The sequence below is a fragment of the Aeromonas sp. 2HA2 genome, from assembly GCF_029237345.1.
GTDB classification, from domain to species: domain Bacteria; phylum Pseudomonadota; class Gammaproteobacteria; order Enterobacterales; family Aeromonadaceae; genus Aeromonas; species Aeromonas salmonicida.
This window is the reverse complement of record NZ_JAACGB010000014.1, coordinates 28,391-51,729: the sequence shown is the minus strand read 5'-3', so window position 1 is coordinate 51,729 and position 23,339 is coordinate 28,391. Positions and strand designations below refer to the sequence as shown.

Annotated in this window: 22 protein-coding genes; 10 read left to right on the top strand and 12 right to left on the bottom strand. The window is 58.9% G+C overall.

Going from position 1 to position 23,339, the window contains the following annotated elements:
- Positions 1-20: 20 nt before the first annotated feature.
- Positions 21-1,352, bottom strand: a complete 1,332-nt coding sequence (locus GWQ29_RS16825; RefSeq protein WP_275919896.1) for an aspartate aminotransferase family protein — start codon at positions 1,350-1,352, stop codon at positions 21-23.
- Between the two features lie 173 nt (positions 1,353-1,525).
- Here GWQ29_RS16825 and GWQ29_RS16820 point away from each other — a divergent pair, with 173 nt between their 5' ends.
- From GWQ29_RS16820 to GWQ29_RS16810, 3 genes are all read left to right on the top strand, one after another.
- Complete coding sequence (locus GWQ29_RS16820) at positions 1,526-2,068, top strand: cupin domain-containing protein (RefSeq protein WP_275919895.1); 543 nt, start codon at positions 1,526-1,528, stop codon at positions 2,066-2,068.
- A gap of 410 nt (positions 2,069-2,478) precedes the next feature.
- Complete coding sequence (locus GWQ29_RS16815; RefSeq protein ID WP_275919894.1) at positions 2,479-3,975, top strand: aldehyde dehydrogenase; 1,497 nt, start codon at positions 2,479-2,481, stop codon at positions 3,973-3,975.
- Between the two features lie 125 nt (positions 3,976-4,100).
- Complete coding sequence (locus GWQ29_RS16810) at positions 4,101-4,268, top strand: hypothetical protein (protein WP_265461551.1); 168 nt, start codon at positions 4,101-4,103, stop codon at positions 4,266-4,268.
- Here GWQ29_RS16810 and GWQ29_RS16805 read toward each other — a convergent pair whose 3' ends face one another.
- A complete protein-coding gene (locus GWQ29_RS16805; RefSeq protein WP_034523574.1) occupies positions 4,269-4,589 on the bottom strand; it encodes a helix-turn-helix transcriptional regulator in 321 nt (106 codons plus the stop codon).
- A 2-nt stretch (positions 4,590-4,591) separates the two neighbouring features.
- Complete coding sequence (locus GWQ29_RS16800; RefSeq protein WP_021138673.1) at positions 4,592-5,944, bottom strand: HipA domain-containing protein; 1,353 nt, start codon at positions 5,942-5,944, stop codon at positions 4,592-4,594.
- Between the two features lie 209 nt (positions 5,945-6,153).
- Between GWQ29_RS16800 and rarD the strand changes: the two genes are divergently transcribed.
- From rarD to GWQ29_RS16785, 3 genes are all read left to right on the top strand, one after another.
- Positions 6,154-7,056 carry an EamA family transporter RarD gene (gene rarD, locus GWQ29_RS16795; RefSeq protein WP_275919893.1) on the top strand — a complete coding sequence of 301 codons (903 nt, stop codon included), beginning with the start codon at positions 6,154-6,156 and terminating at the stop codon, positions 7,054-7,056.
- Positions 7,057-7,124: 68 nt separating this feature from the next.
- Positions 7,125-7,943 (top strand): AraC family transcriptional regulator, encoded by an 819-nt coding sequence (locus GWQ29_RS16790; RefSeq protein WP_058395615.1) that lies wholly within the window; start codon positions 7,125-7,127, stop codon positions 7,941-7,943.
- Between the two features lie 116 nt (positions 7,944-8,059).
- Positions 8,060-8,707: a LysE family transporter gene (locus tag GWQ29_RS16785; protein ID WP_005319980.1), complete on the top strand. Its 648-nt coding sequence runs from the start codon at positions 8,060-8,062 to the stop codon at positions 8,705-8,707.
- Positions 8,708-8,842: 135 nt separating this feature from the next.
- On the opposite strand, the gene mgtA is transcribed toward GWQ29_RS16785, so the two are convergent.
- Positions 8,843-11,605, bottom strand: coding sequence for a magnesium-translocating P-type ATPase (gene mgtA / locus GWQ29_RS16780; RefSeq protein ID WP_275919892.1), 2,763 nt, complete (start codon positions 11,603-11,605; stop codon positions 8,843-8,845).
- Between the two features lie 1,246 nt (positions 11,606-12,851).
- Here mgtA and GWQ29_RS16775 point away from each other — a divergent pair.
- Entirely contained in the window at positions 12,852-13,961 is a 1,110-nt protein-coding gene (locus GWQ29_RS16775) for a YeeE/YedE thiosulfate transporter family protein (RefSeq protein WP_275919891.1), read from the top strand.
- An 82-nt stretch (positions 13,962-14,043) separates the two neighbouring features.
- On the opposite strand, the gene GWQ29_RS16770 is transcribed toward GWQ29_RS16775, so the two are convergent.
- The 5 genes from GWQ29_RS16770 to GWQ29_RS16750 form a co-directional block, all read right to left on the bottom strand.
- Positions 14,044-15,249, bottom strand: a complete 1,206-nt coding sequence (locus tag GWQ29_RS16770; RefSeq protein WP_345893363.1) for a DUF2920 family protein — start codon at positions 15,247-15,249, stop codon at positions 14,044-14,046.
- A gap of 145 nt (positions 15,250-15,394) precedes the next feature.
- Positions 15,395-16,078 (bottom strand): chromophore lyase CpcT/CpeT, encoded by a 684-nt coding sequence (locus tag GWQ29_RS16765; protein ID WP_275919919.1) that lies wholly within the window; start codon positions 16,076-16,078, stop codon positions 15,395-15,397.
- A 964-nt stretch (positions 16,079-17,042) separates the two neighbouring features.
- Positions 17,043-17,330 carry a hypothetical protein gene (locus GWQ29_RS16760; protein WP_275919889.1) on the bottom strand — a complete coding sequence of 96 codons (288 nt, stop codon included), beginning with the start codon at positions 17,328-17,330 and terminating at the stop codon, positions 17,043-17,045.
- Between the two features lie 33 nt (positions 17,331-17,363).
- Positions 17,364-17,783 (bottom strand): BON domain-containing protein, encoded by a 420-nt coding sequence (locus GWQ29_RS16755; protein WP_275919888.1) that lies wholly within the window; start codon positions 17,781-17,783, stop codon positions 17,364-17,366.
- A gap of 27 nt (positions 17,784-17,810) precedes the next feature.
- A complete protein-coding gene (locus GWQ29_RS16750) occupies positions 17,811-17,963 on the bottom strand; it encodes a DUF3309 family protein (protein ID WP_196764779.1) in 153 nt (50 codons plus the stop codon).
- Between the two features lie 769 nt (positions 17,964-18,732).
- Between GWQ29_RS16750 and GWQ29_RS16745 the strand changes: the two genes are divergently transcribed.
- A complete protein-coding gene (locus tag GWQ29_RS16745) occupies positions 18,733-19,182 on the top strand; it encodes an SRPBCC family protein (protein WP_275919887.1) in 450 nt (149 codons plus the stop codon).
- A gap of 80 nt (positions 19,183-19,262) precedes the next feature.
- Here the strand turns inward: GWQ29_RS16745 and GWQ29_RS16740 are convergent, their stop codons facing one another.
- Together GWQ29_RS16740 and GWQ29_RS16735 are read right to left on the bottom strand one after the other, a co-directional pair.
- Positions 19,263-19,928, bottom strand: a complete 666-nt coding sequence (locus tag GWQ29_RS16740; protein WP_322740378.1) for a hypothetical protein — start codon at positions 19,926-19,928, stop codon at positions 19,263-19,265.
- Positions 19,929-20,115: 187 nt separating this feature from the next.
- Positions 20,116-20,616: a DUF1993 domain-containing protein gene (locus GWQ29_RS16735; protein WP_111589570.1), complete on the bottom strand. Its 501-nt coding sequence runs from the start codon at positions 20,614-20,616 to the stop codon at positions 20,116-20,118.
- A gap of 332 nt (positions 20,617-20,948) precedes the next feature.
- Here GWQ29_RS16735 and ydfZ point away from each other — a divergent pair, with 332 nt between their 5' ends.
- Together ydfZ and GWQ29_RS16725 are read left to right on the top strand one after the other, a co-directional pair.
- Positions 20,949-21,146, top strand: coding sequence for a putative selenium delivery protein YdfZ (gene ydfZ, locus GWQ29_RS16730; protein WP_265431981.1), 198 nt, complete (start codon positions 20,949-20,951; stop codon positions 21,144-21,146).
- A 226-nt stretch (positions 21,147-21,372) separates the two neighbouring features.
- Entirely contained in the window at positions 21,373-22,776 is a 1,404-nt protein-coding gene (locus GWQ29_RS16725; protein ID WP_169047189.1) for a hypothetical protein, read from the top strand.
- A 96-nt stretch (positions 22,777-22,872) separates the two neighbouring features.
- On the opposite strand, the gene GWQ29_RS16720 is transcribed toward GWQ29_RS16725, so the two are convergent.
- The gene (locus GWQ29_RS16720; RefSeq protein WP_169047188.1) at positions 22,873-23,214 is read right to left on the bottom strand and encodes a ligand-binding protein SH3; all 342 of its coding nucleotides are present in this window, start codon (positions 23,212-23,214) and stop codon (positions 22,873-22,875) included.
- Between the last annotated feature and the right edge of the window lie 125 nt (positions 23,215-23,339).

The window sequence follows — 23,339 nt, the reverse complement described above, 5'->3', positions numbered from 1 at the left end:
ATGAAACAAGGTGAAAAAGGTCAGTCCTGGGTCTGCAACACATCCTGCAGCAGGGTGAAGAGGTCGTCGATCTGGCTGCGCTCGATAATGAGCGGCGGCGACAGGGCTATGATGTCCCCTGTCACGCGAACCAGGGCCCCCTTCTCGAAGCAGCGCACGAACACCTCATAGGCACGCTTGCCAGGGGCATCGGGCATGGACTCGAGCTCGATACCCGCCACCAGCCCGTAGTTGCGCACATCCTTCACATGCTTGCAGCCCTTGAGGGAGTGGGCCGCCTCCTCCCAGTAGCCCGCCAGATCGGCGGCGCGGGTGAGCAGGTTTTCGTTGCGGTAGATGTCGAGGGTCGCCAGCGCGGCGGCGGCGGCCACCGGGTGACCCGAGTAGGTGTAGCCGTGGAACAGCTCGATGGCGCCCTTGCCGGCGGCCATCATGTCGTCATAGATGTGGTTTTGCACCAGCACGGCCCCCATGGGGATGGCGCCATTGGTGAGCCCCTTGGCACAGGTGATCATGTCGGGAATGACATCGAACTCCTGTGCCGCGAAGGGGGAACCGAGCCGACCGAAGCCGGTGATCACCTCGTCGAAGATCAGCAGAATGCCGTGTTTGGTGCAGATCTCCCGCAGCCGCTTGAGGTACCCCTTGGGTGGCATGATGACACCGGTACTGCCGGCTATGGGTTCGACGATGACAGCCGCTATGTTGCTGGCATCGTGCAGGAAGACGATCTTCTCCAGCTCGTCGGCCAGGGTCACGTCTTCGTCGGGCAATCCCCTGGTGAAGGCATGCTTGGCAATATTGAGGGTGTGGGGCAGATGATCCACTCCGGTCAGCAGGGAGCCGAACCACTTGCGGTTGCCGGGGATCCCCCCCACAGAGATGCCGCCAAAGCCCACTCCATGGTAACCCCGTTCACGACCAATCAACCGGGTGCGGGTGCCCTGCCCCTGCGCCCGCTGCCAGGCCAGCGCGATTTTCAGCGCCGTATCCACAGATTCAGAACCCGAGTTGGTATAGAAGACGTGACCGAACCCTTTGGGGGCTATCTCCACCAGCTGGTTGGCCAGCTCGAACGGCAAGGGGTGCCCCATCTGGAACGTAGGAGCAAAATCGAGGTGGGAAATCTGCTGGGAAACCGCCTCGGCGATCTCGCGGCGACCATGGCCCGCGTTGCAACACCAGAGCCCGGCAGTGCCATCCAGTATCTTGCGGCCATCCTCTGAGTGATAATACATCCCCTCTGCCGACTTCAGGATGCGCGGCGCCGCCTTGAATTGCTGGTTGGCGGTGAACGGCATCCAGAAGGCGGACATGTCGGAGGGCGTATTGATGTCGCTGATCGGTTTCATGGTCACCTCATCCTTAAGGTGTTTAGTAACTATCGGCTTATGCCTATTAAATTAAACACCTGAATCCATAAAAAAGGGCTCAATGTTGCCCTGCTTGGTGTCACCCCGACCGGAGTGGTATAAGATATTTAACACAATTTTAATAATAGTAAACAGTCAAGGAGTGTCTATTGATGGATATCGGTCACCGCCTCAAGGCGGTTCGCACCAAGGCGGCCCTCTCCCAGCGCGAGCTGGCCAAACGCTCCGGTGTGACCAACGGTTTTATCTCCCAGATCGAGAAAAATCAGGTGAGCCCCTCAGTGTCCTCACTGCGCAAGGTACTCGAAGGCATTCCCATGTCCCTGGCCAGCTTCTTCACCGAAGAGACAGAGATGGGGACAGAGGTAATCTTCCGCGCCAGCGACATGCCGGATCTTGGCACCCATCCCATCAGCTACCGACTGGTGGGCCACAGCCGCGCCAACCGTGCCATCGGCATGATGCAGGAGATACTGCCGCCAGGCGCAGACACGGGGGACGACATGCTGAGCCACGAAGGGGAAGAGTGCGGCATCGTCATTCAGGGGACGATCGAGGTGACCATTGGCGAGCAGATCCACCAGCTGGCACCGGGTGATGGCTACTACTTCGACAGCCGCACGCCGCACCGTTTTCGCAACGTGGGCGAGCAGGAGTGCGTGCTGATCTCGGCCAACACGCCGGCCAGTTTCTAAGTCGCCATTTGGCAAAGTCCGGGCTGATCTCGGCCAAGTCACGCCGGCCAGTTTCCAAGCCGCCATTTGACAGGGTTCGGGCTGATCTCGGGCAAATCAAGCCGGCCAGTTTCCAAGCCCCCATTTGACAGAGTTCGGACTGATCTCGGGCAAGTCACGCCGGCCAGTTTTCAAGCCGCCATTTGACAGAATTCGGGCTGCTCTCGAACAGATCACATCAGCCACACAGAGTCGCAAGGCAGCATCATTGAACCGTGTTCGAGCTGCTCTCAGGCAAAGCATCCCGGCCAGTTCCTGACGGGAACAGCCTCAACTGTTTAATAAAATGTTACATAGTGGATTTACAAGCGGCGGTATGTTTAGCATATTGATACGCGGATACCAATTCTTTGCCGGTTCAAGGAGTGAACATGAGTGACCTGACTCTGGCCCAGTGGCAACACAAGGCCGCCCATCTGACCCTGCCCTCACAAGCCTTCATCGACGGCAGCTACCGTGATGCCATCAATGGCGCCACCTTCGACTGCATCAACCCTGCCAATGGCCAGCTACTGACCAAGGTCACTGCCTGCGATGCCGCCGATGCCGAGCTGGCGGTGCAGGCCGCCCGTGCCGCCTTCAATGACAAACGCTGGAGCGGGCTGGCCCCGAAACAGCGCAAGCTGATCATGCAGCGCTTCGCCGACCTGATGCGTCTGAACAAGGTGGAGCTGGCACTGCTGGAGTCGCTGGACATGGGCAAGCCCATCAGCGATGCCATGGGGTATGACGCTCCCGCCGCCGCCAACTGCATCGCCTGGAACGCCGAAGCCATCGACAAGATCTACGATCAGGTCGCACCGGTGGAAGAGTCCGCCCTGGCGCTGGTAACCCGCGAGGCCCTCGGCGTGGTCGCCGCCATTGTGCCCTGGAACTTCCCGCTGGTGATGGCCTGCTGGAAGCTGGGCCCGGCGCTGGCGACCGGTAACTCAGTCATCCTCAAGCCCTCCGAGAAATCCCCCCTCACCGCCCTGCGCATCGCAGGTATCGCGAAAGAGGCGGGCATTCCGGATGGGGTCTTCAACGTGTTGCCGGGCTTTGGTCATACGGTGGGTGAGGCGCTGGCCATGCACATGGACGTGGATTGCATCACCTTCACCGGCTCCACCAAGATCGGCAAACATCTGGTGGAGTGCTCCGGCAAATCCAACCTCAAGCGCGCCTTTATGGAGTGCGGTGGCAAGAGCCCCAACATCATACTGGCGGATGCGCCGGACCTGGACGCCGCGGCCAAGAGTGCCGCCGGCGCCATCTTCTACAACCAGGGTGAGGTGTGCACCGCTGCCTCTCGCCTGCTGGTGCAAAACAGCATAAAGCCGCAATTTATGGAACGGTTGCTGGCCCATGCCCGCGAGTGGATTGCGGCCAACCCTATCGATCCCGCCACCCGCATCGGCGCCATGGTGGATAACATCCAGATGGAGCAGGTGCTGCGCTACATCGATATCGGCCAGCAAGAAGGAGCCAAGCTGCTGCTGGGGGGCAAGCGCACCAATATGGAGAGCGGTGGCTTCTACATCGAACCCACCATCTTCGACGAGGTGACGCCCGAGATGCGTATCTTCCGCGAGGAGATCTTCGGCCCTGTGCTGGCGGTGACCGGCTTCGATACGCTGGAGGAGGCCATTGCGCTCGGCAACGACACCGACTACGGCCTGGCTGCGGCTATCTGGACCGCTGACCTCAACAAGGCGATCAAGGGCTCCCGCGCCCTGCGTGCCGGCACCGTCTTCGTCAACAACTGGGATGGCGGCGACATGACGATGCCGTTCGGCGGCTTCAAGCAATCCGGCAACGGCCGCGACAAGTCACTGCACGCCCTGGAGAAGTACACCGAGCTGAAAAGCACCTGGATCCAGCTCGAATAGCATCAGAAATGACGCTCATTCGTGAAATAGGGGGAGAAATCCTCCTTTTTCATTTTTGCCCTTTCATCGCACGCCTCAATCGATATAATCGTCAAATAGACAAGCCCTTAAATATAAAGATAAAAATGCTATTTTTTCTGGGAAGTGTACTGTTTCTGGTGATAGGACTGCCCCTGCTGTTCTACCTCTTGGGGCAGGGTGAGGCCTATGTGACCTGGGGTCCGTGGATCTCCGCCATCGCACTCATGCTGTGGTTGCTGATGGACGTCGAGAAGATTCGTCGTGGGCGTTGATCACTCCCACTCATTATCAACCAGTTGATCGGCAACCTGTTTTTGCAAACCCAAGTTCAATGGTGTCAGCCTCATCTTCAATCCAAATGGCCGGAATACCTGATCGACCGTCTTCATTGAAGGAGTGGCAGTATTGCGTTCGATTGCTGACAAGGTGCGTCGACTGATGCCAATTAGACTGGCATAGCCCTCCTGATCCATCCCTAGCATCTCTTTGCGCAACTTGCGTAGCAGGTCGCCTTCGTGGATGACGCCACGATGCAACTTGACCAACAGTTCACGCAGCAGCTCCTCACGCTCCTCTATAGATAGTTTTTTCATCCTCATGCCCCCCACTGCTCAATCCAGACTGTCAGCCTTTCATCGAGCGTATTGAAATTGAATGTCGGCATAGTCAGGATGGAAACGGGTACTCCACGTCGAGCTAAGCGTTCCGGTAACCCCTTGAGCCTTAGTGCCAGCTCGGTCAACGATGCCAACAAGACGTCAGGCTCAACCCGGTGTGACAGACGTTGCGCAATGGCTACCCAATCAAACTGCCCTCCCTCTTCGAGCCCCAACCCCCACTGTGTCGTGCGACGGATCCCCTCTGGATCGGCTTTCATGGGGGCAAAGTCGTAGACTGGCGCGAGCCAGATCCCCTCGTCGCTCTTGAGCAATGCCGTATTGCGGCCATGGTTGTCCGAATTTCCAAAGACCACGTTGAGTAAGTCACGTCTGACCCACTCGATCACAAATGCAGAGCCGTTAAAACGAGTGTTACGCTGTCGGGCCTCACCCTCCAGCATGGGCAGCAAGGTATCGAGAATATCCAGATGGTTAAGGTCCGAGCCTGGAGCTGCGTCCATCACGCTGTAGACAGATTCCACTCCGAAGCGAACCAATTTTTGCTCCTGCACCGCTACATCAAAGCGGGGAAGCCACAACGAAGGGTATTTGCTCCCTTCGTCAAGACGCATGCCATGAATCGGAATCGTATCGATCCCCAAGGCATTAAGTTCTTGATAATAGTGATACTCAGCTCTGAGGATATCCTGGTCAATGGCGCTGCGATTGTTACGCGGGAACTTGACCAGATAGAAATCATCCAGGCAGTAGGGATCATCCTGAAAAGTGTCTATCCACACCTCCTGATTGCGATTTTGCCGCAACAACAGCTTGGGAGCCTCTCCACCGGCCCCAGTCGCACCACCGCTGGCGGCCCCCATCTGCTGGGCATATTCCAGAAAGTCGGTATCACGTTCCAATACCATCGCCACAGGGAAGCGCAGTTGCGTGACCTGGCTCTGCTCGGGTATCTGAGCCGCGACTCTCTCTACAGCCTCCTTGATGCGCAAGTTTCCGATCGGAGCAATAGTACCGAGAGCCAGAAGGGTACGGTCTTGTCCCTCTTCACCCAAATGTCCGATGTCGAGCTGCCTGACCCAGTAACGGCGCGCACTACCCGCTGGCATAATGTCATCGAGAAAACGAAACCAGCCACCATCATGAGGGATCATCAGCTCAATGGGGTACCTCAAGGCACAGGCGTGCCATCCCTGTGTCTGATGCAGATATTCAAGGGCATAATCAAACTCATAGGCGAGCCGGGCCGAGCGCTTCCCTCCCTCATTCAGCCGCAAACGGGCTGCATCGCACCACCCCTTTTCACCATAAATCTGGATAGTCAGTTCCATCACACCTCGCCATGTGAATTATTTTGCTCAAAATTATGACGCCTTTTATATTATGAGAATTATATTACTCAAAACATAGATCCTTCAGTTTTTTTGAGCAAAATAATTCACATAAAAACATGGTTCTTTGATCCCGCTACGGTACTCGTTACACTCATTGCCCTGTGATCTCCATCACCCCCCAACAAGCCATAAGGCAACATTCACGCATGCAGCAACAAGCTCAGCGTCAAGGCATCATCTATGCCTTGTGCGCCTATACCCTTTGGGGTCTCGCCCCCATCTATTTCAAAACCCTTTCCGCCGTACCGGCCGCCGAAATCCTGACCCACCGCATGATTTGGTCCTGCGTTCTGCTGATAGTGCTGACCCTGCTTGGGCGCCAGTGGCACAAGGTGCAGGCCGTGCTGCGCCAGCCAAAAGTGCTGCTGACCCTGGCCTTCACTTCGGTCACCGTCGGCGGCAACTGGCTGCTCTTTATCTGGGCCATCAACAACGGCCACATGCTGGATGCGAGCCTCGGCTACTACATCAATCCGCTGTTCAACGTGCTGCTCGGCATGCTGTTCTTGAGTGAACAGCTGCGTCGCCTGCAGTGGTGGGCCGTGGGACTGGCGGTGATCGGTGTCGCCGTCCAGCTCATCGCCTTCGGCTCCCTGCCCTGGATAGCCCTGGTACTGGCCTCGAGCTTTGCCATCTACGGCCTCATTCGCAAGAAGCTGGCCCTTGATGCCCTCACCGGCCTGCTGATCGAAACCATGATCATGCTGCCGCCGGCCGCCATCTATCTGTGGGGATTTGCCGACAGCCCCACCAGCCATATGACAGAGAACGACTGGCACCTCAACCTGCTGCTGATCGCCGCCGGTGCGGTCACCACGGCCCCCCTGCTCTGCTTCACCGCTGCCGCCACCCGTCTCAAACTCTCCACCCTAGGTTTCTTCCAGTACATAGGCCCCAGCCTGATGTTCATACTGGCGGTGACTTTGTACGGGGAAGCGCTGACACCGGACAAGCTGATCACCTTCGGCTGCATCTGGAGTGCGCTTGTGCTGTTCAGCCTGGACGGACTGCGCAGCGGCAAGCGGCGCCGGGCTGCCAGTCAGGGTTGACGGCATGGCTGCGTCGACACTGCAATAATCTACAAGCCAATATTCAGGTTTCAGGTTATCAATAGCCGATGAGCGCTCCCCAATCCCGCATCCACTACTGGCAATCCCGGCTGCTGCCGGGGGTTGAACTCTCCCACTCCCACCACAGGGAGTTCAGCTATGGCCGCCACGTTCACCTGGACTATCACATAGGTCTGGTGCAGCAGGGCGGCCAGAAATTCATCCACAAGGGCAGCAGCCACAATCTGGTGCGCGGCGAGCTCTCCACCGTCAACCCGGACGAGATGCACGACGGCCTCAGCCTGCTGCCGGAAGGGTACGAGGTACGGGTATTTGCCATCGCACCCGAACAGCTGGCGCGCTGGCTGCCGGACAGTCCTGAGCCCTTCTTCGACAAGGGCTTGCAGAGCCGTCCCGACCTCTATCAGGGCTTCGCCCGGCTGCACATGTATCTGGACGGTCCCGAGCCAGACGGCCTGCTGGCGGAGAGTCAGCTGCTGGCCCTGCTCGGCGAGCTGCTGCACATAGCGCCGGAGCGCCACGCCCTGGCGGATCCCCAGCTCAGATACCTGCGCGACTATCTGCTGGCCCGACTGGATGAGCGCCACAGCCTGGAGGATCTGGCCGCCCTGTTCGGGCTGGATCGCTTCGCCTTCCTGCGTCAGTTCAAGAAAAAGACCGGCATGACCCCCTATGCCTGGCTCAAGCGACTGAGACTGGAGCAGGGCAAGCGCCTGCTCGGCAGCGGCCTGCCGGTGAGCGAGGTGGCGCTGGCGGTCGGCTTCTTCGATCAGAGCCACTTCCACCACGGTTTCCGGCAGGCATTCGGGCTGACCCCCGCCGATTACCGCCAACAGATGCAGTCTTTTACGGGCCAGCCCGGCTAGCCAGGGCCATGACAGCCCAGCGCGGCCGATAACCATCAACAGATGCAATCATTTACAATCGCCTCCCCGCCCTGATCCCCCATGCTGTCACCTCATACCGTCATCGAGGTTTTACCATGTTCACCAGCCTGTTTCTGACCATAGGTCTCATCCACCTGATCGCCCTGGCGAGCCCTGGGCCGGACTTCGCGCTGATCTTGCGTACCAGCCTGCACAGGCCAACGGCACTGGGGGCGGCGCTCGGCATAGCACTCGCCATCTTGCTGCACGCCACCCTCAGCCTGACCGGCATCAGCCTGCTGATCGCCGAACATCCCTGGCTCTTCATGGCGGTGAAGGTGGTCGGCGCCCTCTATCTAGGTTGGCTCGGCTGGGGGGCGCTCAAGGCCGCCTGGCACAGCTCGGCAACTCTGGCCCTCAAGGCTGGCGGTGAGCAGCAAGGCTGGCGCAAGGGGATAGGGAGCGGGCTTGCCACCAATCTGCTCAATCCCAAGGCGCTGCTGTTCTTCATGGGACTGCTGGCGGCCATGGTGACGCCGCAGGTGGATGGGCTGACGCGCGGCCTGCTGGTGCTGGAGCTGTTCCTGCTCTCTCTGGTCTGGTTCGGCGTGCTGGCCTGGAGCCTCTCCACCCCGCGGGCCCAGCGCCTGCTTGGCCGGATCCAGCGCCCACTCAATCTGGTCACGGGCCTGCTGTTCGGCGCCGTCAGCCTCTCCATCCTGACCGGTATGGCCGGCGAAGCCTATGCCCTGGTCCCGCACTGACCTCCTCCCGCCCCCATGAAAAAGAGGGATGGCCTGAGCCATCCCTCTTTGCGTTCACACGGGCCGGCCCCGCATGGCAATCTTGTTCACACCAGGCACCACTGACTGTGGTGCTTGATGACCAGGCTTATCCCGTCAGAACCACTGACCGTGGCGCTTGATGTAGATCGTCTTGATCGCCTGGGTCAGCCCCATGTAGGCCAGCATGGTGATCACCAGCCACATGAAGTACCTGGGCGCTTCCAGGGTGATGAAGCCGAAGTGCTCCGCCAGCGGCGAGAACGGCAGGTAGCAGCCGATGGCGATGGCGATGGAGGTCGACAACAGCACCGGCAAAGTGGCCGTGCTCTGCAGGAAGGGGATCTTGCGGGTCCGCAGCATGTGCACCACCAGCGTCTGGGAGACCAGCCCCTCGATGAACCAGCCGGAGTTCATGATGGCCTGACCGTTGACCAGGGGATCCATGCTGCCGTTGGCGGTGGCATACAGGGCGCCAGCTCCGAACACGAACCACATCAGGCAGAAGGTGCTGATGTCGAACACCGAGGAGGTCGGGCCGAGCCAGAGCATGAAGCGCTTGATGTTGCTGGCTTCCCACTTGCGCGGGCGCTTGAGGAACTCGGGATCCATCTTGTCCCAGGGCAGCAGCATCTGGGAGACGTCATACACCAGGTTCTGGATCAGCATCTGCATCGCCAGCATAGGCGCCCAGGGCAGCCAGGCGGAGGCGACCAGCACCGAGAAGACGTTGCCGAAGTTGGAGCTGGCGGTCATGTTGAGGTACTTCAGGATATTGCCAAAGGTCTCGCGCCCCTTGATCACCCCCTCCTCCAGCACCATCAGGCTCTTCTCCAGCAGGATGATGTCGGCGGTCTCCTTGGCGATATCGGCACCGCTGTCCACCGAGATCCCCACGTCCGCATCCCGCAGCGCCGGCGCATCGTTGATGCCGTCACCGAGGAAACCGACGGTATTGCCGTTGGCCTGCAGCGCCTTCACCACCCGCGACTTCTGCAGCGGGGTGAGCTTGGCGAAGATGGTGGTCTGCTTGACCGCCTCGCACAGCGCCACGTCGTCCATCACCTCTATGTCCTTGCCGAGCAACGGCACCCCCGGGTTCAGCCCCACATCGCGACACACCTTGCTGGTGATGATGGGATTGTCGCCGGTCAGCACCTTGACCGCCACGCCGTAGTCATTCAGCGCACGGATGGCCGGGGCGGCTGAATCCTTGGGTGGATCGAAGAAAGTGAGGAAGCCGCGCACCACCAGTCCGGCCTCGTCACGGGTCTGATAGCTCTGCTTGCACTCGGCAGCCGGGATATCCCGGGTCGCCACTATCAACACCCGATAACCGTCGGCGTTGTACTCCTCGCTGCGGCGCAGCAGGGCACGGCGCTCAATCTCATCCAGCTCGCGGATCTGCTTGCCGTCGTCGATGTGGCTGGAGACGGAGAGCATCTCCTCGACCGCCCCCTTGGAGACCATCAGCTGCTGGCCCAGATCATCCTGCACTATTACCGACAGGCGACGACGCACGAAGTCGAACGGCAGCTCATCCACCTTGCTGTAGTTGCCCGGCTTGCAGCTGTCACCCAGCACATCGGCGTGCTCGATCACCGCGATGTCCATCAGGTTCTTCATGCCGCTCTGATGATAACTGTTGAGCCAGGCCAGCTGCAGGATCCTGTCGTCCCGGCTGCCACGCACGTCGTAGTGGTGCTCCAGGATGATCTTGTCCTGGGTCAGGGTGCCCGTCTTGTCGGTGCAGAGCACGTCCATGGCACCAAAGTTCTGCACCGAGTTGAGCCGCTTGACCACCACCTTGCGTTTGGCCATGGCCACGGCGCCCCGCGCCAGGTTGGCGGAGACGATCATCGGCAGCATCTCCGGGGTCAGCCCCACCGCCACCGCCAGCGCGAAGGTCAGCGCCGACATCCAGTCACCACTGCTGACGCCGCTCAGCATGAAGACCACGGGCACCATCACCAGCATGAAGCGGATCAGCAGCCGGGTGACGCTGTTCACGCCCCGATCGAAGCTGGTTTCGATGCGCTTGTGGCTCACCACGTTGCGGGCCAGCGAACCGAAGTAGGTGTCGCTGCCGGTCGCCACCACCACCGCCTTGGCGGTGCCGCTCACCACGTTGGTGCCCATGAAGCAGATGTTGGGCAAGTCGAGCAGGCCCACCTCTCCCGTGCTGCTGCCGTCCGCCGACTTCTCGGCCACGGCCCCCAGGGTGTCGTACTTCTCCACCGGCAGCGCTTCACCGGTCAACACCGCCTGACTGATGAAGAGATCGCGGGATTCGATCAGCTTGATGTCGGCAGGGATCATGTCCCCCGCCTGCAGGTGCACTATGTCACCGGCCACCAGCTCGACCATCGCCACCTCCTTGCGCAGGGAGGGGGCCCCCGGCGAAGGGCGGCGCAGCACGGTGGCGGTGTTGCGCACCAGCGACTTGAGGGTTTCGGCCGCCTTGGCCGAGCGGTACTCCTGCCAGAAGCGGAGCAGGCCGCTCAGGCTGACCATGACGCCGAGGATGATCACCTTGACCCAATCCTCGTCACCCGGCTCGGCCATCAGCACGTCCATCACGTAACTGACCAGCCCGAGCACGATCAGCACCATCACGAAGGGGTTCTTGAACGCCTGCATCAGCTGGATCAGCGGATGGGGCGGCTTGTCGTGGGTCACCTCGTTGGGGCCGAACTGGACCAGACGGTTGGCCGCCTCGGTCGAGGTCAGGCCGTCGATATTACCGCGCACGGCGGTGAGGGTGTACTCGAGAGACTTGTCGGCCTCATCGAGCACCCGAGAGGAGAGCTTCTCATTGGCACGGCCCGGGGAGACGAATCCCTTTTGCTTGTGCCGGCTGGCGGTATGTTGTTGCTTCATAACTCTTTATCCTGATTTTCGCTTGCAGCAAGGCCCTGTCGCGGGCCAGGCCAGGCGTCAGTTCTAATGTGAGACAGGCAATGGGCCCCGGGTTGGCGCAGGCGCGGCATGGCGCCGCCAGACGGCATGTCTGTCGGGCAAGCTTGCCAGCAGGTAGGGGCTATCAGGGATCAGGACTCCGCATCCTGTTACCCGCAGGGGATCAGGCGTGGGGAGGCGTGGACCCCGAGGGTCGAGGCTTGGGCTCTTCGGTCATACGATATCCTCCGAGTGGGGTGGAGAGAGGGCCGGGTGCGGCCACTGACAGCCAGATACACTGTCGTTGGCGAGCATGACCCGCGGGTCTGTATTATCGGCGGACGAGTCCGGTGATCCCGCCACCAGAGCGGCATACACCCATAAAGGAAATAAGGATAACGACAGCTTGAAATAACTGGATGCCGGGCAGGGAATAATGTCAGCGATGCCGGGAGGGTGAAGATAACGGAGAAAACCGCGCCCCATGGAAATATTACGGCGCAACCTTTGCCACGACCGGAATATATTAAGCAATCACGTCAATTATTTTATTTCGCAACCTGTCCTATCGAAAACGAATCTGTTTTCAATGTGGTATTGTCCATCTTGTTATTTCACGCTCGATCACTTCCCGGCCACGGCACGGATGCACGGTTCCGACGCTGTGGCAGCCCTGACGGGCAGCACCCGGGGCGCATGATGAAGCGTTCAATTGCAGGGTCGCGAGGCGGCATGGCTCGCAGGTGAGCGGAACAATCCAGATTTACAACGACAATCCCTGATGAAGGCCGGGATTAAGCGGTTGTGAGAGTCGAAGGTGACTCATATAGATGCTGCACTCTGAGCAATCAGAGTGAGGGGGAAGAAAGGATATCAACCTCAGCTCTGGCAAGCCCACATCGCGATTTGCAATCGGCTACAACTGTCGCTTTCCATAATATCCTTCCACCTGTTGATAACACGCCGAGATTCTACCCAAAAGCATTCAAGGGCGCAAAATTTAAATTCATCTTTTTCCATTTAATTAGTTTCACACTCGTCACACCATTATTTCCCGCCCCTGAAATAGATTCATACTCATTTCGCCATGGGCCCTTTCCAGGAATTGATCAGGATGGGGTTTTGCTTTCATTTTCCGCCACAGACGCGGATCCACGCTGGAATCGGACTCAATGTGGGAATAGGATGCACGGCTTCCACTCACACATGACGCACAGGAAACAACAAGATGAATCGAAAATGGTCGCTCCCCATCGTGGTACTCGCGGGGGGAGCGTTACTCTGGCTCGGCAACACCTTTGGTATGAAATGGGCCCTGATGGCCCTGTTAGGATTCGGCTTCGGCTTCACCCTCTCCTTCAGCCGCTTCGGCATCGTCTTCGGTTGGCGCGAAATGCTGACCAAGCGCAACAGCTACTATGTGCGGGTTCACCTGCTCACCATCGCCATCGAAATTCTGCTGTTCACCTGCTTCCTCTCCTTTAGCCACGCCCTCTTTGGCGACGCCATGGTGGGCAACGTGATGGCCATCGGCATTCCTTTCATCGTCGGTGCCTTCCTGTTCGGCATCGGCATGCAGCTGGCAGGCGTCTGCGCCACCGGCACCCTCTACTGCTGCGGCGAGGGGCAACCCCGCTTCTGGCTGGTGCTGATTTGCTACGGTATCGGCACCCTGATCAGCAACCAGTTCCGCCCCGAGCTGGAGGCGACCTTCTCCAGCCAAGTAGTACTGGCCAAGGATCTGACCGGCAATCTCTGGAGCGGCATGCTGCTCAACCTGGCGCTGGTCGCCGCGCTCTTCCTGCTGTTTCGCAACAGCGAACTCAAACGCACTGGCGAGCTCAAGCCCCTCTTCAGCGGTGGCAACCTGTTCTGGCGCGACGGCCGCTTCACCGTGCTGACCGGCGGCATCCTCATCGCCCTGCTCAACTCCTCCGTGGTCGCCCTGCACGGCTCGGCCTGGACCATCACGGGCGCCGTCTATGACATGGCGCTGCGCGGCGCCTCCCTGTTCGGCCTGTTCGAGGGGAACCCGAAACTGGCCCAGCCGCTCTTTATCAACCCCATGGTCGGCATGTTCTGGCTGGGGATCCTGGGGGCCATGCTGGCGCGCTGCATCAGCGGTGGCGGCAACTTCGCCCCGATGCGGCTCGGCAACAGCCTGGCATCCATCCTGGGCGGCCTGCTGATGGGGATGGGCGCCATGTACAGCGCCTGCAACCTCGGCGGCTTCTTCGACGGTACGGCGTCGGGCAGCCTGCACGGCTGGGTGTGGATGCTGATGGCCCTGGCCGGCAGCCTGATCGGCATTCGCCTGCGGCCGCTGTTCAAACTCTGATCTACTTTCCATCCATATCAACAACAACGGGGGCCAAGCCCCCGTTGTTGTTTTGGCAAACGCCCCACCTCGGCATAGTGCGTCAGGCCGGCGCCATGCTCTCGATACGATGGCGATGCAATCGCACCGAGGGATCACCAAAGTCCAGGTGATAGACAGAGTGACCAGCGTGCAGGGTTACCTCGGTTGCCCGGGTGGCGTGAAAGTACGGCGAGCGTTCAGCGAGCAGGGCCAGCCCCTGCTCGAAAAATTGCAGCATGGAGAGCCCCATGCCGTGATCCATGTTGCGAATGAAGTTGCCATCAATGCTGAACTCATCGAACAGGACCAACTCGGCGTTGAAGCCCCGCGCCAGCATGGCTCGCGCCATGGCCAGTTTGGCCTCGGTGGGGGCGATGGGATCATGGATGGCATGCACCATAAGACAGAAGGTGGCCGTCCCTCCTTGCACTGCCATCTGATCGAGCTGGGAGGCGCTGAAGGAGCGGATGATGAAGGCATCCACGTCAAACTCATGAGGGTGCCCGGCCACCATCCGCCAGGGAGAACACACGCACAACGCCAGCTCCACACCTCCTTGCAAAGTACACTGGTACTCCACCGCCCCTATATCCCGCCCTACCACATACGCAAGATTGGGCTCGGCCCAGGAGGAGTTGTCGAACAGGGCACAGGCATAGCCGGGGCGAAACTTGTTGACCATTTGCGCCAGATAGCCGCCATAGGAGGATCCCACCAATATCAGGTTGTCGCGATTGCCATTGTAACGGCACATGGCATCTTCAATGGCGTTGAGGATATCGAGCGCCGCCATCACACCGAAGTTCTGGTAGGCGCCGTCGGGGGGCGTGAGCAAACCATGAAAACGCAGCGGCTCGCGCGGCCGGAAACAGTCCAGCGCCCGCAGCAGGTCACTGTCTACCGTCTCTGGTGACAATCCCAGCAAGGTGAGGGCTCGTGCCCGCTCGTCCGGCAGCAACGAGATACTTGCTCCTACTGACGGTCGCGACCGCATGCAAAAATAGTCGACGCAGAGGGCAGCCATGCCGTGATGTCCGGCCACCTTCTCGCAAAATACCTCGCTATAAGCACCCAAATCACCGCCAAATCCCGGTATATAGACCACAATCCCCGCGCTGGCCATCTCGGAGCCATGGATCCGGTAGCGCACCTTGCGCTCGCCGCAGAGCCCCAGCTCGGCATCGGGGTGACCAGCCACGCTGTGTTCGTAATAGGACATCTTGTCAACCTTGCAAAAAGGCAATGCCATGCGCATCGCCTCGACCATGCCAGTTGGGAGCACGGTGATCGCAGCCCCACCCCCTGCAGAAACGGAGCATGCGGCATAACGAGCTTTAATTGAATCTTATTTTACCTGCCCCCTCCATTCAGGGTGAGCAAAACAGGCCCGCTCAAGAGGGAGACCAGGCCGGCTACTCCCCGCGCTGCTTCACCTTGCGCAGATAGACATAACCCTCCCCCGGGCTACCCCATCGCTGATGGGCCTCGTTGTCGTAGGCGCGATCCAGCAATCTGACGCTGTCGGGACCGACCCAGAGATATTGCACCAGTGTGCTGGCACCGCCGAAGTTGGTGGCGCAGCTGCCGACCTTGCTGTGGCCTGCATACTCGCCCGAGGGTTGACGACTCAGCCAGACCTCGCAGCCCTGGCGCAGGGAGAGCTGTTGCGGGGTAAGGGAGTCAAGCAGTCCGGGGTCGCGCCAGGCACCGGCAAAGTCGACGGCTCTGGGCATGGTCAGTTCGGCCATCAGGATGCGGCCGTCGGGCACTGGAGAAAAACGGTAGATACGCTGACGGAACGGGCGCACCGAGCGCTCGGTCAGGAACTGCTCGGCATAGACCCAGCGAAAGCCTTGATAACCGGGCCAAATCTCCACCAGCCGCAGCTCGGCGCTGGTGAAACGAGTGTCATAGCTGGCCTGCTCGCGACTGGAAAACTCGCCGGTAAACCAGGAGAGCAGCGGCTCCATGCCGACCCGGGCCGTTGTTGCACTGGCCGCTGACGGACCGGTCGGAATGGCGACAAAAGGTGTAGGTGCCGCCCATACCAGACTGGTGCAGAGCAGCCCGCACAGGGCCGCCATCAGCGTGACCATCGAATCCATCCGAATCATTTTCATGGCGGCGATTATATGAGCGAATGGCCGCAATAACCTCAACCTTGATCAAATCCTTACCAATCCACTGAAAAATCACAGTGTTAGCGAAAGAAGCTGACGGCGGATACGCAACAAGGATGAGAGCCGCAACCAGTGAACCGGATCGAGGAATAGACGATCTCCTACATCTGCCGGGTCGAGGTAGTCGCCGTCAGAAAAGCAGAGTCACAGGTTTGCCATAACCAGAGCGCAGCAAAGCGCGACGGCGTCAGCAGAAACAGTGACCAGAGGACGCAAACAAGTCAGATACCCCCCGGCATGGGCAGGGCCAGCTAGGCAAAGGCGTGCCCCTGAACCCAGACCAGGAGCTCATTCTCTCTGAGCATTGACCACCAGGAGACGTACGGGAACAGGGGAAAAGAGATCGTAAACAACAGGCCGCTAAGCAACGCCAGTAATATCAGCAGCCACAGCTATCGCAGTATGAACGTCCATCACGACATCAGTTACTCCCCCTCAAGTGATGGAGCAGCATGCGAAGAGAGTGGCCACTTTGAAGCCCTTAGGCCCCACCTGATTTGAACGATTTCCAGCAAAATGCTTTATACGAGGCCACTCATTTGGTTTATCCAAGAAAAACAAACGCTACGCTCAGGAAGTATCTTGCCACTCCCCTACGGCCTGACGTCGGTGATGGAAGCAGGAAAGGCGTACTGGATCGCGGGCCAAACAAGTGGGAGTTCTTTTCCACAGACCCGGACTGATGTAGTGCTGTGGTGTGTATCGATTCGGCCTGTCGCTGAACCGCGCCGGCCTTGATGGGATATGTCAATGAAGCGCGCAGTCACCGGGGTGTGCGGCCAGATGAGAGAATCATCATCCCAGCTTTCGCGGGAATGATGATTTTATGCCTGATTTTCACAGCTGGACCAGATTGGCCCAAAGACCTAAAACGCAGTGCTTACTTGAATTTCAACTGGGCTTCGGCCAGACCAGTCTTCAGGTCGCTCCACATCTTGTCAGCGGTCAACTTGACCTTCTCCCAGGATTCACCGCTTGCCTTGCCGAGCTCATCCATCTTGTCGGAGGCAGCGTGCTGTTTGACACGCAAAGCCTGGATCTCTTTCGCCCGTTTGACTTTCAGGTCGGCCGAGATGTTTTCCATTTTGGCTTCCAGCAGATTGATCTGACTGCTCCACTCATTGAGCTGAGCATTCAACTTTTCCTTGTATGCCTTTTGCACTTCCATGGTGTTCTCCTTGGGTGCTGATGAGCGATGGCGTTATTGGACAGCCGTGACAACGAGCTGGTTAACGACACCCTTGACGCCGCTGATGGCCATCGCACGGGCACTGGCCTTGTCGCTGTTGATTCGCGAATCGACAGTACCGGTCAGAGTGACCATACCCTGGACAGTGTTGACACTGATGTCCATTGACTTCAAACCAGGCTCGCTGAGGAACTCGGCTTTGACCTTGGCCGTCACTTCGGTGTCATTCCAGGACTGGGCACTTTTGGCAGTTTGCTCAGTCATCTTGTTTTCATACTTGTCGACGGTTGCATCGACTTTCTCGCCAGTCTCGCTGGCAGCGTCATCAATTTTCTTGCCGGCCTGTTCGGCCGACCCTGGCTGGTCGCATCCGCTCACCCCGAGTGTGAGGAGCAGCGAGATGGCGATGAGGATAGCTTTGCTTTGTATCATGTGGTGGTTTCTCCGGTGCTGGGTTGCCTAGATCTTGCCGAGCAAGACCAGGATGAGCAGTATGGTCAGCACCAGTCCAATGGCGCCGCTTGGGCCGTAACCCCAGCCTCGGCTGTGCGGCCAGCTTGGAATGACGCCGATCAACAACAAGACAAGAACGATCAGCAGAATGGTTCCCATGGTCATTTCTTTCTCCTAAATGTTGCATATTGGATGACATAAACGACCCATGCCGTGGTGATGGTGCTCCGGATCCGGGGTCTGGTCTGTTCTCCAACGCACAGACAACCCCTTCGATATGGCAGAGCGAGCGTGGCTCGCTGATGAAATCGGCCGCCTGGATGCTGCAAAGCCAGCCCGACATCTGGCGTTCGTCGACCATGATCCTGCTGGCTCAGCTGACAATCCGTCTTCTTGGTCAGTGCATTGGCACCCCTGCAGCCCGCGTCGCGGCTGTATCAGCAAGGTTATTGACCCGGTGCAACACCAAGCAGCCGGAGGCGACGGGCTCATTCTGCAAGGGGTCTGCAAACGCATTCCCTTGATGGGCCATCCCGCTTCTGTCACCCACAACATCTTCTGCATCCGCCCACACTCACGGCGTCAAACCATGACACTGCACCGGACAAGGGGATCCGGGCTGGGTGATGGAAGGGAGGCTTTTTGAGGCATGTTGGAGGAGCGAGGCGTTTTGGCAGGCGTTTGGGGACACCCACCTTTTTGTTTGTTCTATTTCTCTTGCACAAGGCGCTTGTCCTGCAAGAGCGATCAGATTGCGGTGACAGGCTCGGTTACCCTCTCGCCCATCACCAACCCAGTTATCAACAGCTCGCTTGTCTATGACCTGTCCAGAAAGGTGGGTGTCCCAGAATTGCCAGATTTGTCATACCGGAATGACCCAGCACTGGCGGCTATCCTTGATGCGGATCTCAATCAGGAGGCGTTGATCATGACGACGGGAACAGTACGACTGCACAGGGTGCTCAAGGCGCCGCCGATGCGGGTCTATCGGGCCTTTATCGAAGCGGATGCGCTGGCCAAGTGGCTGCCGCCCCACGGCTTTACCTGCCAGGTGGCGCATCTGGAGGCTCGGGTTGGCGGCTCGTTTCGGATGTCATTCTGCAATTTTGCCAGCGGGCATGCCCACGCCTTTGGCGGCGAGTACCTCGAACTGGAGCCGGGCAAGCGCATCCACTACACCGACAGCTTCGACGACCCCAACCTGCCAGGGATGATGCAGGTGACCATCAGCCTGACCGGGGTGCTTTGCGGCACCGAGCTTGCCATCGAGCAGGCCGGGATCCCCGAGGTCATACCGGTGGAGATGTGCTATCTCAGCTGGCAGGAATCCCTGACCCAGCTGGCTGCCCTGGTCGAACCCGAGATCCCGCCGGGCTGAGTGGTGCCCACGCAAGAGCCTGCCAGCTGGCAGGCTTTTTTATTGCTAGCGGCCTAGGTGCGCCCGGCCGCCATCCGGGCTCAGCGGCCGAGAGCGTTGTCCAGCGGGAAGGCGAAGAGATCGCGGCGATAGGTCTCGACCACCAGGCTGAACGGTACGCCATCACCCCGTGAGAGGATGGCGCTATGCTGCAGCACCCGCTCGGGGATCGCCAGCGGCTGGTCACTGCTGGTGAGGGTGGGCATCTGCATCTCCCAACCGGCCGGCAGGGGCGCCCACAGCAGGGTGGAAGAGAGGGTACGGCGGCTGAAGTTCAGCGCCTTGACGGCCAGGCCAAACGGGGTATCGCTGGTGTCGAGGAGCCGGTTCATCTCCGGTGTGAGGCGGCTTTGCACGTACCAGTTGTCCGCTTCGGAGAAGACATGATCGCCGCAGGCGAGCTGTACCCGGCGATAGCCGACGGGCTCATCGGCGGCGATCTTGAGCTGCTCGCGGACGGCAGCGTCGGCCGGTTTGCGGGTACGCTGATCACGCAGGGCGCGGATACGCGGCTCACCGGCCATCCGGTGGTCGGCGCACCAGTTTTGCAGGGTGACGGTGGCGCTCGGGTTGCTGAGCAGGGTGGCATTGAGGGTCTGCAGCAGCGCCTGCGCCTTGAGACGGGTGACGGGGGTGTCGGGCCAGCTGGCAGCAACGCTTTCCTGCGCCTGCACGGCGCCATGGCACAGCAAGGCCGCCAACATAATTACTCGAATCTTCATGTTTTTATTACCCTTTCTACTTTGACGCTGGATTGTAACCGCGCGAGAGTCGAAGACCACGCCTTTATGCCCAGAGCCGTCGCCAGCGGCCATGCCGACAGATCTGTCTTCCCCCCGTTTGCGGATAAAAAAAGTCTGCCAGCAGGCAGACTGTTTCGTACCTGAGTGCGGCTTATTGCAGCTTGATGGCGCCCAGATAATCCCGCTTGCCGAGATCGACCCCGGCCCGGCGCAGCAGGGCATAGGTCATGGTGAGGTGGAAATAGAAGTTGGGGATGGCGTACTCGTGGACGCAGGTATGACCGTCCATCCCCTTGCCGCCCGCCCAGTGGGGGACGTAGCGACCGCTCTCGAACTGGCTGAAATCGGCATCCAGCTTGCTCTGCAAAAAGGCGATGGTCTTGCCGATATGGGCGCGCAGATCCGCCATTGTCCTGGGCTCATCCCCCATCACGGGCTGCTCGCCGTGACTGGCGGTGGCGACACAGGCCCGAGCCGAATCGCAGCAGATCAGCACCTGCTTGCTGAGTGGCAGCATGTCGACGATCAGCCGATCGCCGAAGAAATTCTCCACATTGAACTGCTTCGCCTCGGCATGGGCGGCGGCCTTGGCCAGGCACAGGTCGAGGTTGGTCAACATCTTGATAAACTGGGCAGCAATATCACGGTTCATGGTGCGTTCTCGGTTGGTTGAAGGCAGTTAAACGAGCGGCACCACTATAGCGCATCCCCCTGCAGTATCACCCCCACCCCACAACCGCCGCGACAAGGTATGCCCATAGACAGGAAGCTGCATATTGGGACACCCATCTTTTACCTATCACCAACCTGGCTACGGCTTACTCAGAAAGATGGATGTCCCAGATTTACTCGAGGCTGCCGGCACCCTGAGTCCTTCTTTGGCTCTTTTTTGATCTGTAACATGCATCACGCTTTTTCAGGGGCGTAGGCTGATCCCGCAGCCCGGGCATCCAACTGGGTACAACACCAGAAAAGGAGAGTGCCATGAAAATCTATGACCGAAACCGCAATGCGCTGAAGCTGGGTCAGCGTGTGATGATTGCCGCCACCGGCGCCGTCGACATTCTGAAAGAGGCCCACACCGACAACATGACCCCCTATCAGGCGGAGCATGAGAAATGTGTACTGCTGGCAAACACTCAAGAGCGCTACGCGCCCATCGAGTTGATTAGACTAGGCTGATCCCTTTCCCTGTCACCCTACTCTTTACAATTCACCCGGCCACTGCGCCCCGTCTGGCGGCCGGGTTTCTACGCTCTACCTCCGTCCCCACGCCGCGTCATGGGAGCATGCACGCTATCGGCACGGGGATCGCCATGAATAGGGGGTGGCTCAACCCCTTCCACTACATCTACTCACCTGTACGGACTACCCTCATCGGGGTGCCATATAACAAGGAGAGTGAATCATGTACGGGAAAATCCTTCTGATCGTCTGTCTGTTATTACAGGGTTGTACCAATACCCCTCAACGCCGGCTTGCCTCGGCAGAAAAGCAATTGAGTACGGATGGTGAAACCACAATGCTGTATCACTCTGTTCTTTATTATCCGGATGAACTGAGTTTGCGTTTTGATGGTTATCTGATTGGCGTGGAAAAAAGCCCGCGAGATCTGGTCTCTACACCGCAAAGCGTGAAGGTCAGTACCCCCTCAGAGAAGACCTTAAAGACATCAACAGACGCATTATTAAACCAGCCCAAGTTGTTGTATATCTCGCATATTCTGCGAGAGCAGGCCCAGCCCCAATCCGCCGAAAACCATACCTGTGCCTTGTATAACCTTTATCAACGACTGGAGCCCGCACAATCCCAGCTGGTTGAACCCTGCGCCGAGCAGAATATGCTACCGATGGCCACCACGCATCGGCGTTGCCAGGATAAAGAGGTCTGTGGTTATGACGACAGTTGGGATGCCCTGAAGCTGTTAAAACAGAGCATGATTCAGCGCCTGATGACGCAGGCCAACACAGGCAAGCCTTACAGCGACATTGTGGTCATTGTCATGGGCTGGAATACGGTGCAAGAAGAGGCCATTCGCAACTTCAACTCCATCATGCTCAATGTGAAACGCAGTGCCCCTGCCGATTTCAATCCCCTGGTTATCGGTGTCACCTGGCCTAGCCAATGGAGCAGCAGTTGGATTGAACCGATTTATCGACTCACCAGCTTCCCCACCAAGGCCGGCGACGCCGACGAACTCGGCCTGAGCTGGCTGGGAGTGCTGATACAGCAGACACTGCCGGAAGTAAAAGCCGCATTGCCTCAAGCCCAGCAAGCGCAACTCACGACCTCGCTGATTGGCCATAGCTTTGGCAGCCGCGCTTCCAATGTGGCTGCCTGCTTTGGTCCGGCCATTTATCAGGATCACTACCAGCCCCCCACTGCGGGCATTGATAACCTGATCAACCTGCAAGGAGCCTTTAAACTGACCCAGCTGACCGATAACGCCACATCGACCTCAGCGACGGTATTTTGCCCTCTGGTCAAGCAGGTAGCGCTGACGGCATCGATCAATGACCAAGCCATGAGCAAGGCGCCCGGGGGAGGCTATGCCGGCGATGCCAGGAGCTATGCAGATATTTGCTCCAATACCAACACCCTTATTCGCTGCGCCTTCGCCGATCATCACGGTAACCTGTTCGGTGTCAGCGGCTCAGCCCGCAGCAACATCACCTATATCGATGCGAGCAGTCTCATCAGTGAGAACGCCTATCTAAGTGGTGGTGGCGCGCACAGTGACATCTATCGCAAAGAACATGGCCGTCTGATTTATCAGCTGATGCGACAGGGAAAAACTCCTCCTCTTGATTGAGAGAGCAGCGCAGCATTCACACTGCATCCGTCTGTCTGCTGTGCCATATCGTTCCGGCGGGTGATCACAACACCTCACCCGCCACCATCAACGACCTCAAGAGACTGGCGCGATGGCGCTTGCCGGTATCCAGCCTGATTGCCCTGCTTCGTTATGTACCCAAAGCCAGCCTGCCAGCTCGCGCTCCACCCGTACCCGTTCCCCCACCACCACATCCAGCTCGCGGGCGGTGTAATCCTGCTGTGCCAGCGCCTCCCCTTCTGCGGCAAGGGTCAGCAGTGACAGGGGCGCCCATCCCTCGTTGCCGTCTGTGGTCAAGGTGCGCACCCAGCCCGGAAATTCGTCATCCTCGTGACCGATGCGCACCCGTTCCCCGGCTCGAAAGGCGATGGGATTGGGATAATCGGTGTGGTGAGCCGTGGTGATCAATGCCTGCATTGTCTCTCTCCAGAAAAGTCATCCTCTCGCCACTATCGCAGCAACTGGCCAGCCCGAGGAGAGACGTTGCATATCGGCCTCGATTAATTCCCGGAAAAGAGAAGCGGGTCACGGCTTGAACGGCA

Bases quoted from the DNA above. Each gene is read 5' to 3' on its own strand.
- GWQ29_RS16790 (WP_058395615.1), top strand. From the start codon at position 7,125: ATGAGCGCTCCCCAATCCCGCATCCACTACTGGCAATCCCGGCTGCTG.
- GWQ29_RS16800 (WP_021138673.1), bottom strand. From the start codon at position 5,944: ATGGAACTGACTATCCAGATTTATGGTGAAAAGGGGTGGTGCGATGCA.
- GWQ29_RS16805 (WP_034523574.1), bottom strand. From the start codon at position 4,589: ATGAAAAAACTATCTATAGAGGAGCGTGAGGAGCTGCTGCGTGAACTG.
- GWQ29_RS16755 (WP_275919888.1), bottom strand. From the start codon at position 17,783: ATGATACAAAGCAAAGCTATCCTCATCGCCATCTCGCTGCTCCTCACA.
- GWQ29_RS16810 (WP_265461551.1), top strand. From the start codon at position 4,101: ATGCTATTTTTTCTGGGAAGTGTACTGTTTCTGGTGATAGGACTGCCC.
- GWQ29_RS16735 (WP_111589570.1), bottom strand. From the start codon at position 20,616: ATGAACCGTGATATTGCTGCCCAGTTTATCAAGATGTTGACCAACCTC.
- GWQ29_RS16745 (WP_275919887.1), top strand. From the start codon at position 18,733: ATGACGACGGGAACAGTACGACTGCACAGGGTGCTCAAGGCGCCGCCG.
- GWQ29_RS16750 (WP_196764779.1), bottom strand. From the start codon at position 17,963: ATGGGAACCATTCTGCTGATCGTTCTTGTCTTGTTGTTGATCGGCGTC.
- GWQ29_RS16720 (WP_169047188.1), bottom strand. From the start codon at position 23,214: ATGCAGGCATTGATCACCACGGCTCACCACACCGATTATCCCAATCCC.
- GWQ29_RS16725 (WP_169047189.1), top strand. From the start codon at position 21,373: ATGTACGGGAAAATCCTTCTGATCGTCTGTCTGTTATTACAGGGTTGT.
- GWQ29_RS16770 (WP_345893363.1), bottom strand. From the start codon at position 15,249: ATGGTCGAGGCGATGCGCATGGCATTGCCTTTTTGCAAGGTTGACAAG.
- GWQ29_RS16815 (WP_275919894.1), top strand. From the start codon at position 2,479: ATGAGTGACCTGACTCTGGCCCAGTGGCAACACAAGGCCGCCCATCTG.
- GWQ29_RS16825 (WP_275919896.1), bottom strand. From the start codon at position 1,352: ATGAAACCGATCAGCGACATCAATACGCCCTCCGACATGTCCGCCTTC.
- ydfZ (WP_265431981.1), top strand. From the start codon at position 20,949: ATGAAAATCTATGACCGAAACCGCAATGCGCTGAAGCTGGGTCAGCGT.
- GWQ29_RS16820 (WP_275919895.1), top strand. From the start codon at position 1,526: ATGGATATCGGTCACCGCCTCAAGGCGGTTCGCACCAAGGCGGCCCTC.
- GWQ29_RS16785 (WP_005319980.1), top strand. From the start codon at position 8,060: ATGTTCACCAGCCTGTTTCTGACCATAGGTCTCATCCACCTGATCGCC.
- GWQ29_RS16775 (WP_275919891.1), top strand. From the start codon at position 12,852: ATGAATCGAAAATGGTCGCTCCCCATCGTGGTACTCGCGGGGGGAGCG.
- mgtA (WP_275919892.1), bottom strand. From the start codon at position 11,605: ATGAAGCAACAACATACCGCCAGCCGGCACAAGCAAAAGGGATTCGTC.
- rarD (WP_275919893.1), top strand. From the start codon at position 6,154: ATGCAGCAACAAGCTCAGCGTCAAGGCATCATCTATGCCTTGTGCGCC.
- GWQ29_RS16760 (WP_275919889.1), bottom strand. From the start codon at position 17,330: ATGGAAGTGCAAAAGGCATACAAGGAAAAGTTGAATGCTCAGCTCAAT.
- GWQ29_RS16765 (WP_275919919.1), bottom strand. From the start codon at position 16,078: ATGGTCACGCTGATGGCGGCCCTGTGCGGGCTGCTCTGCACCAGTCTG.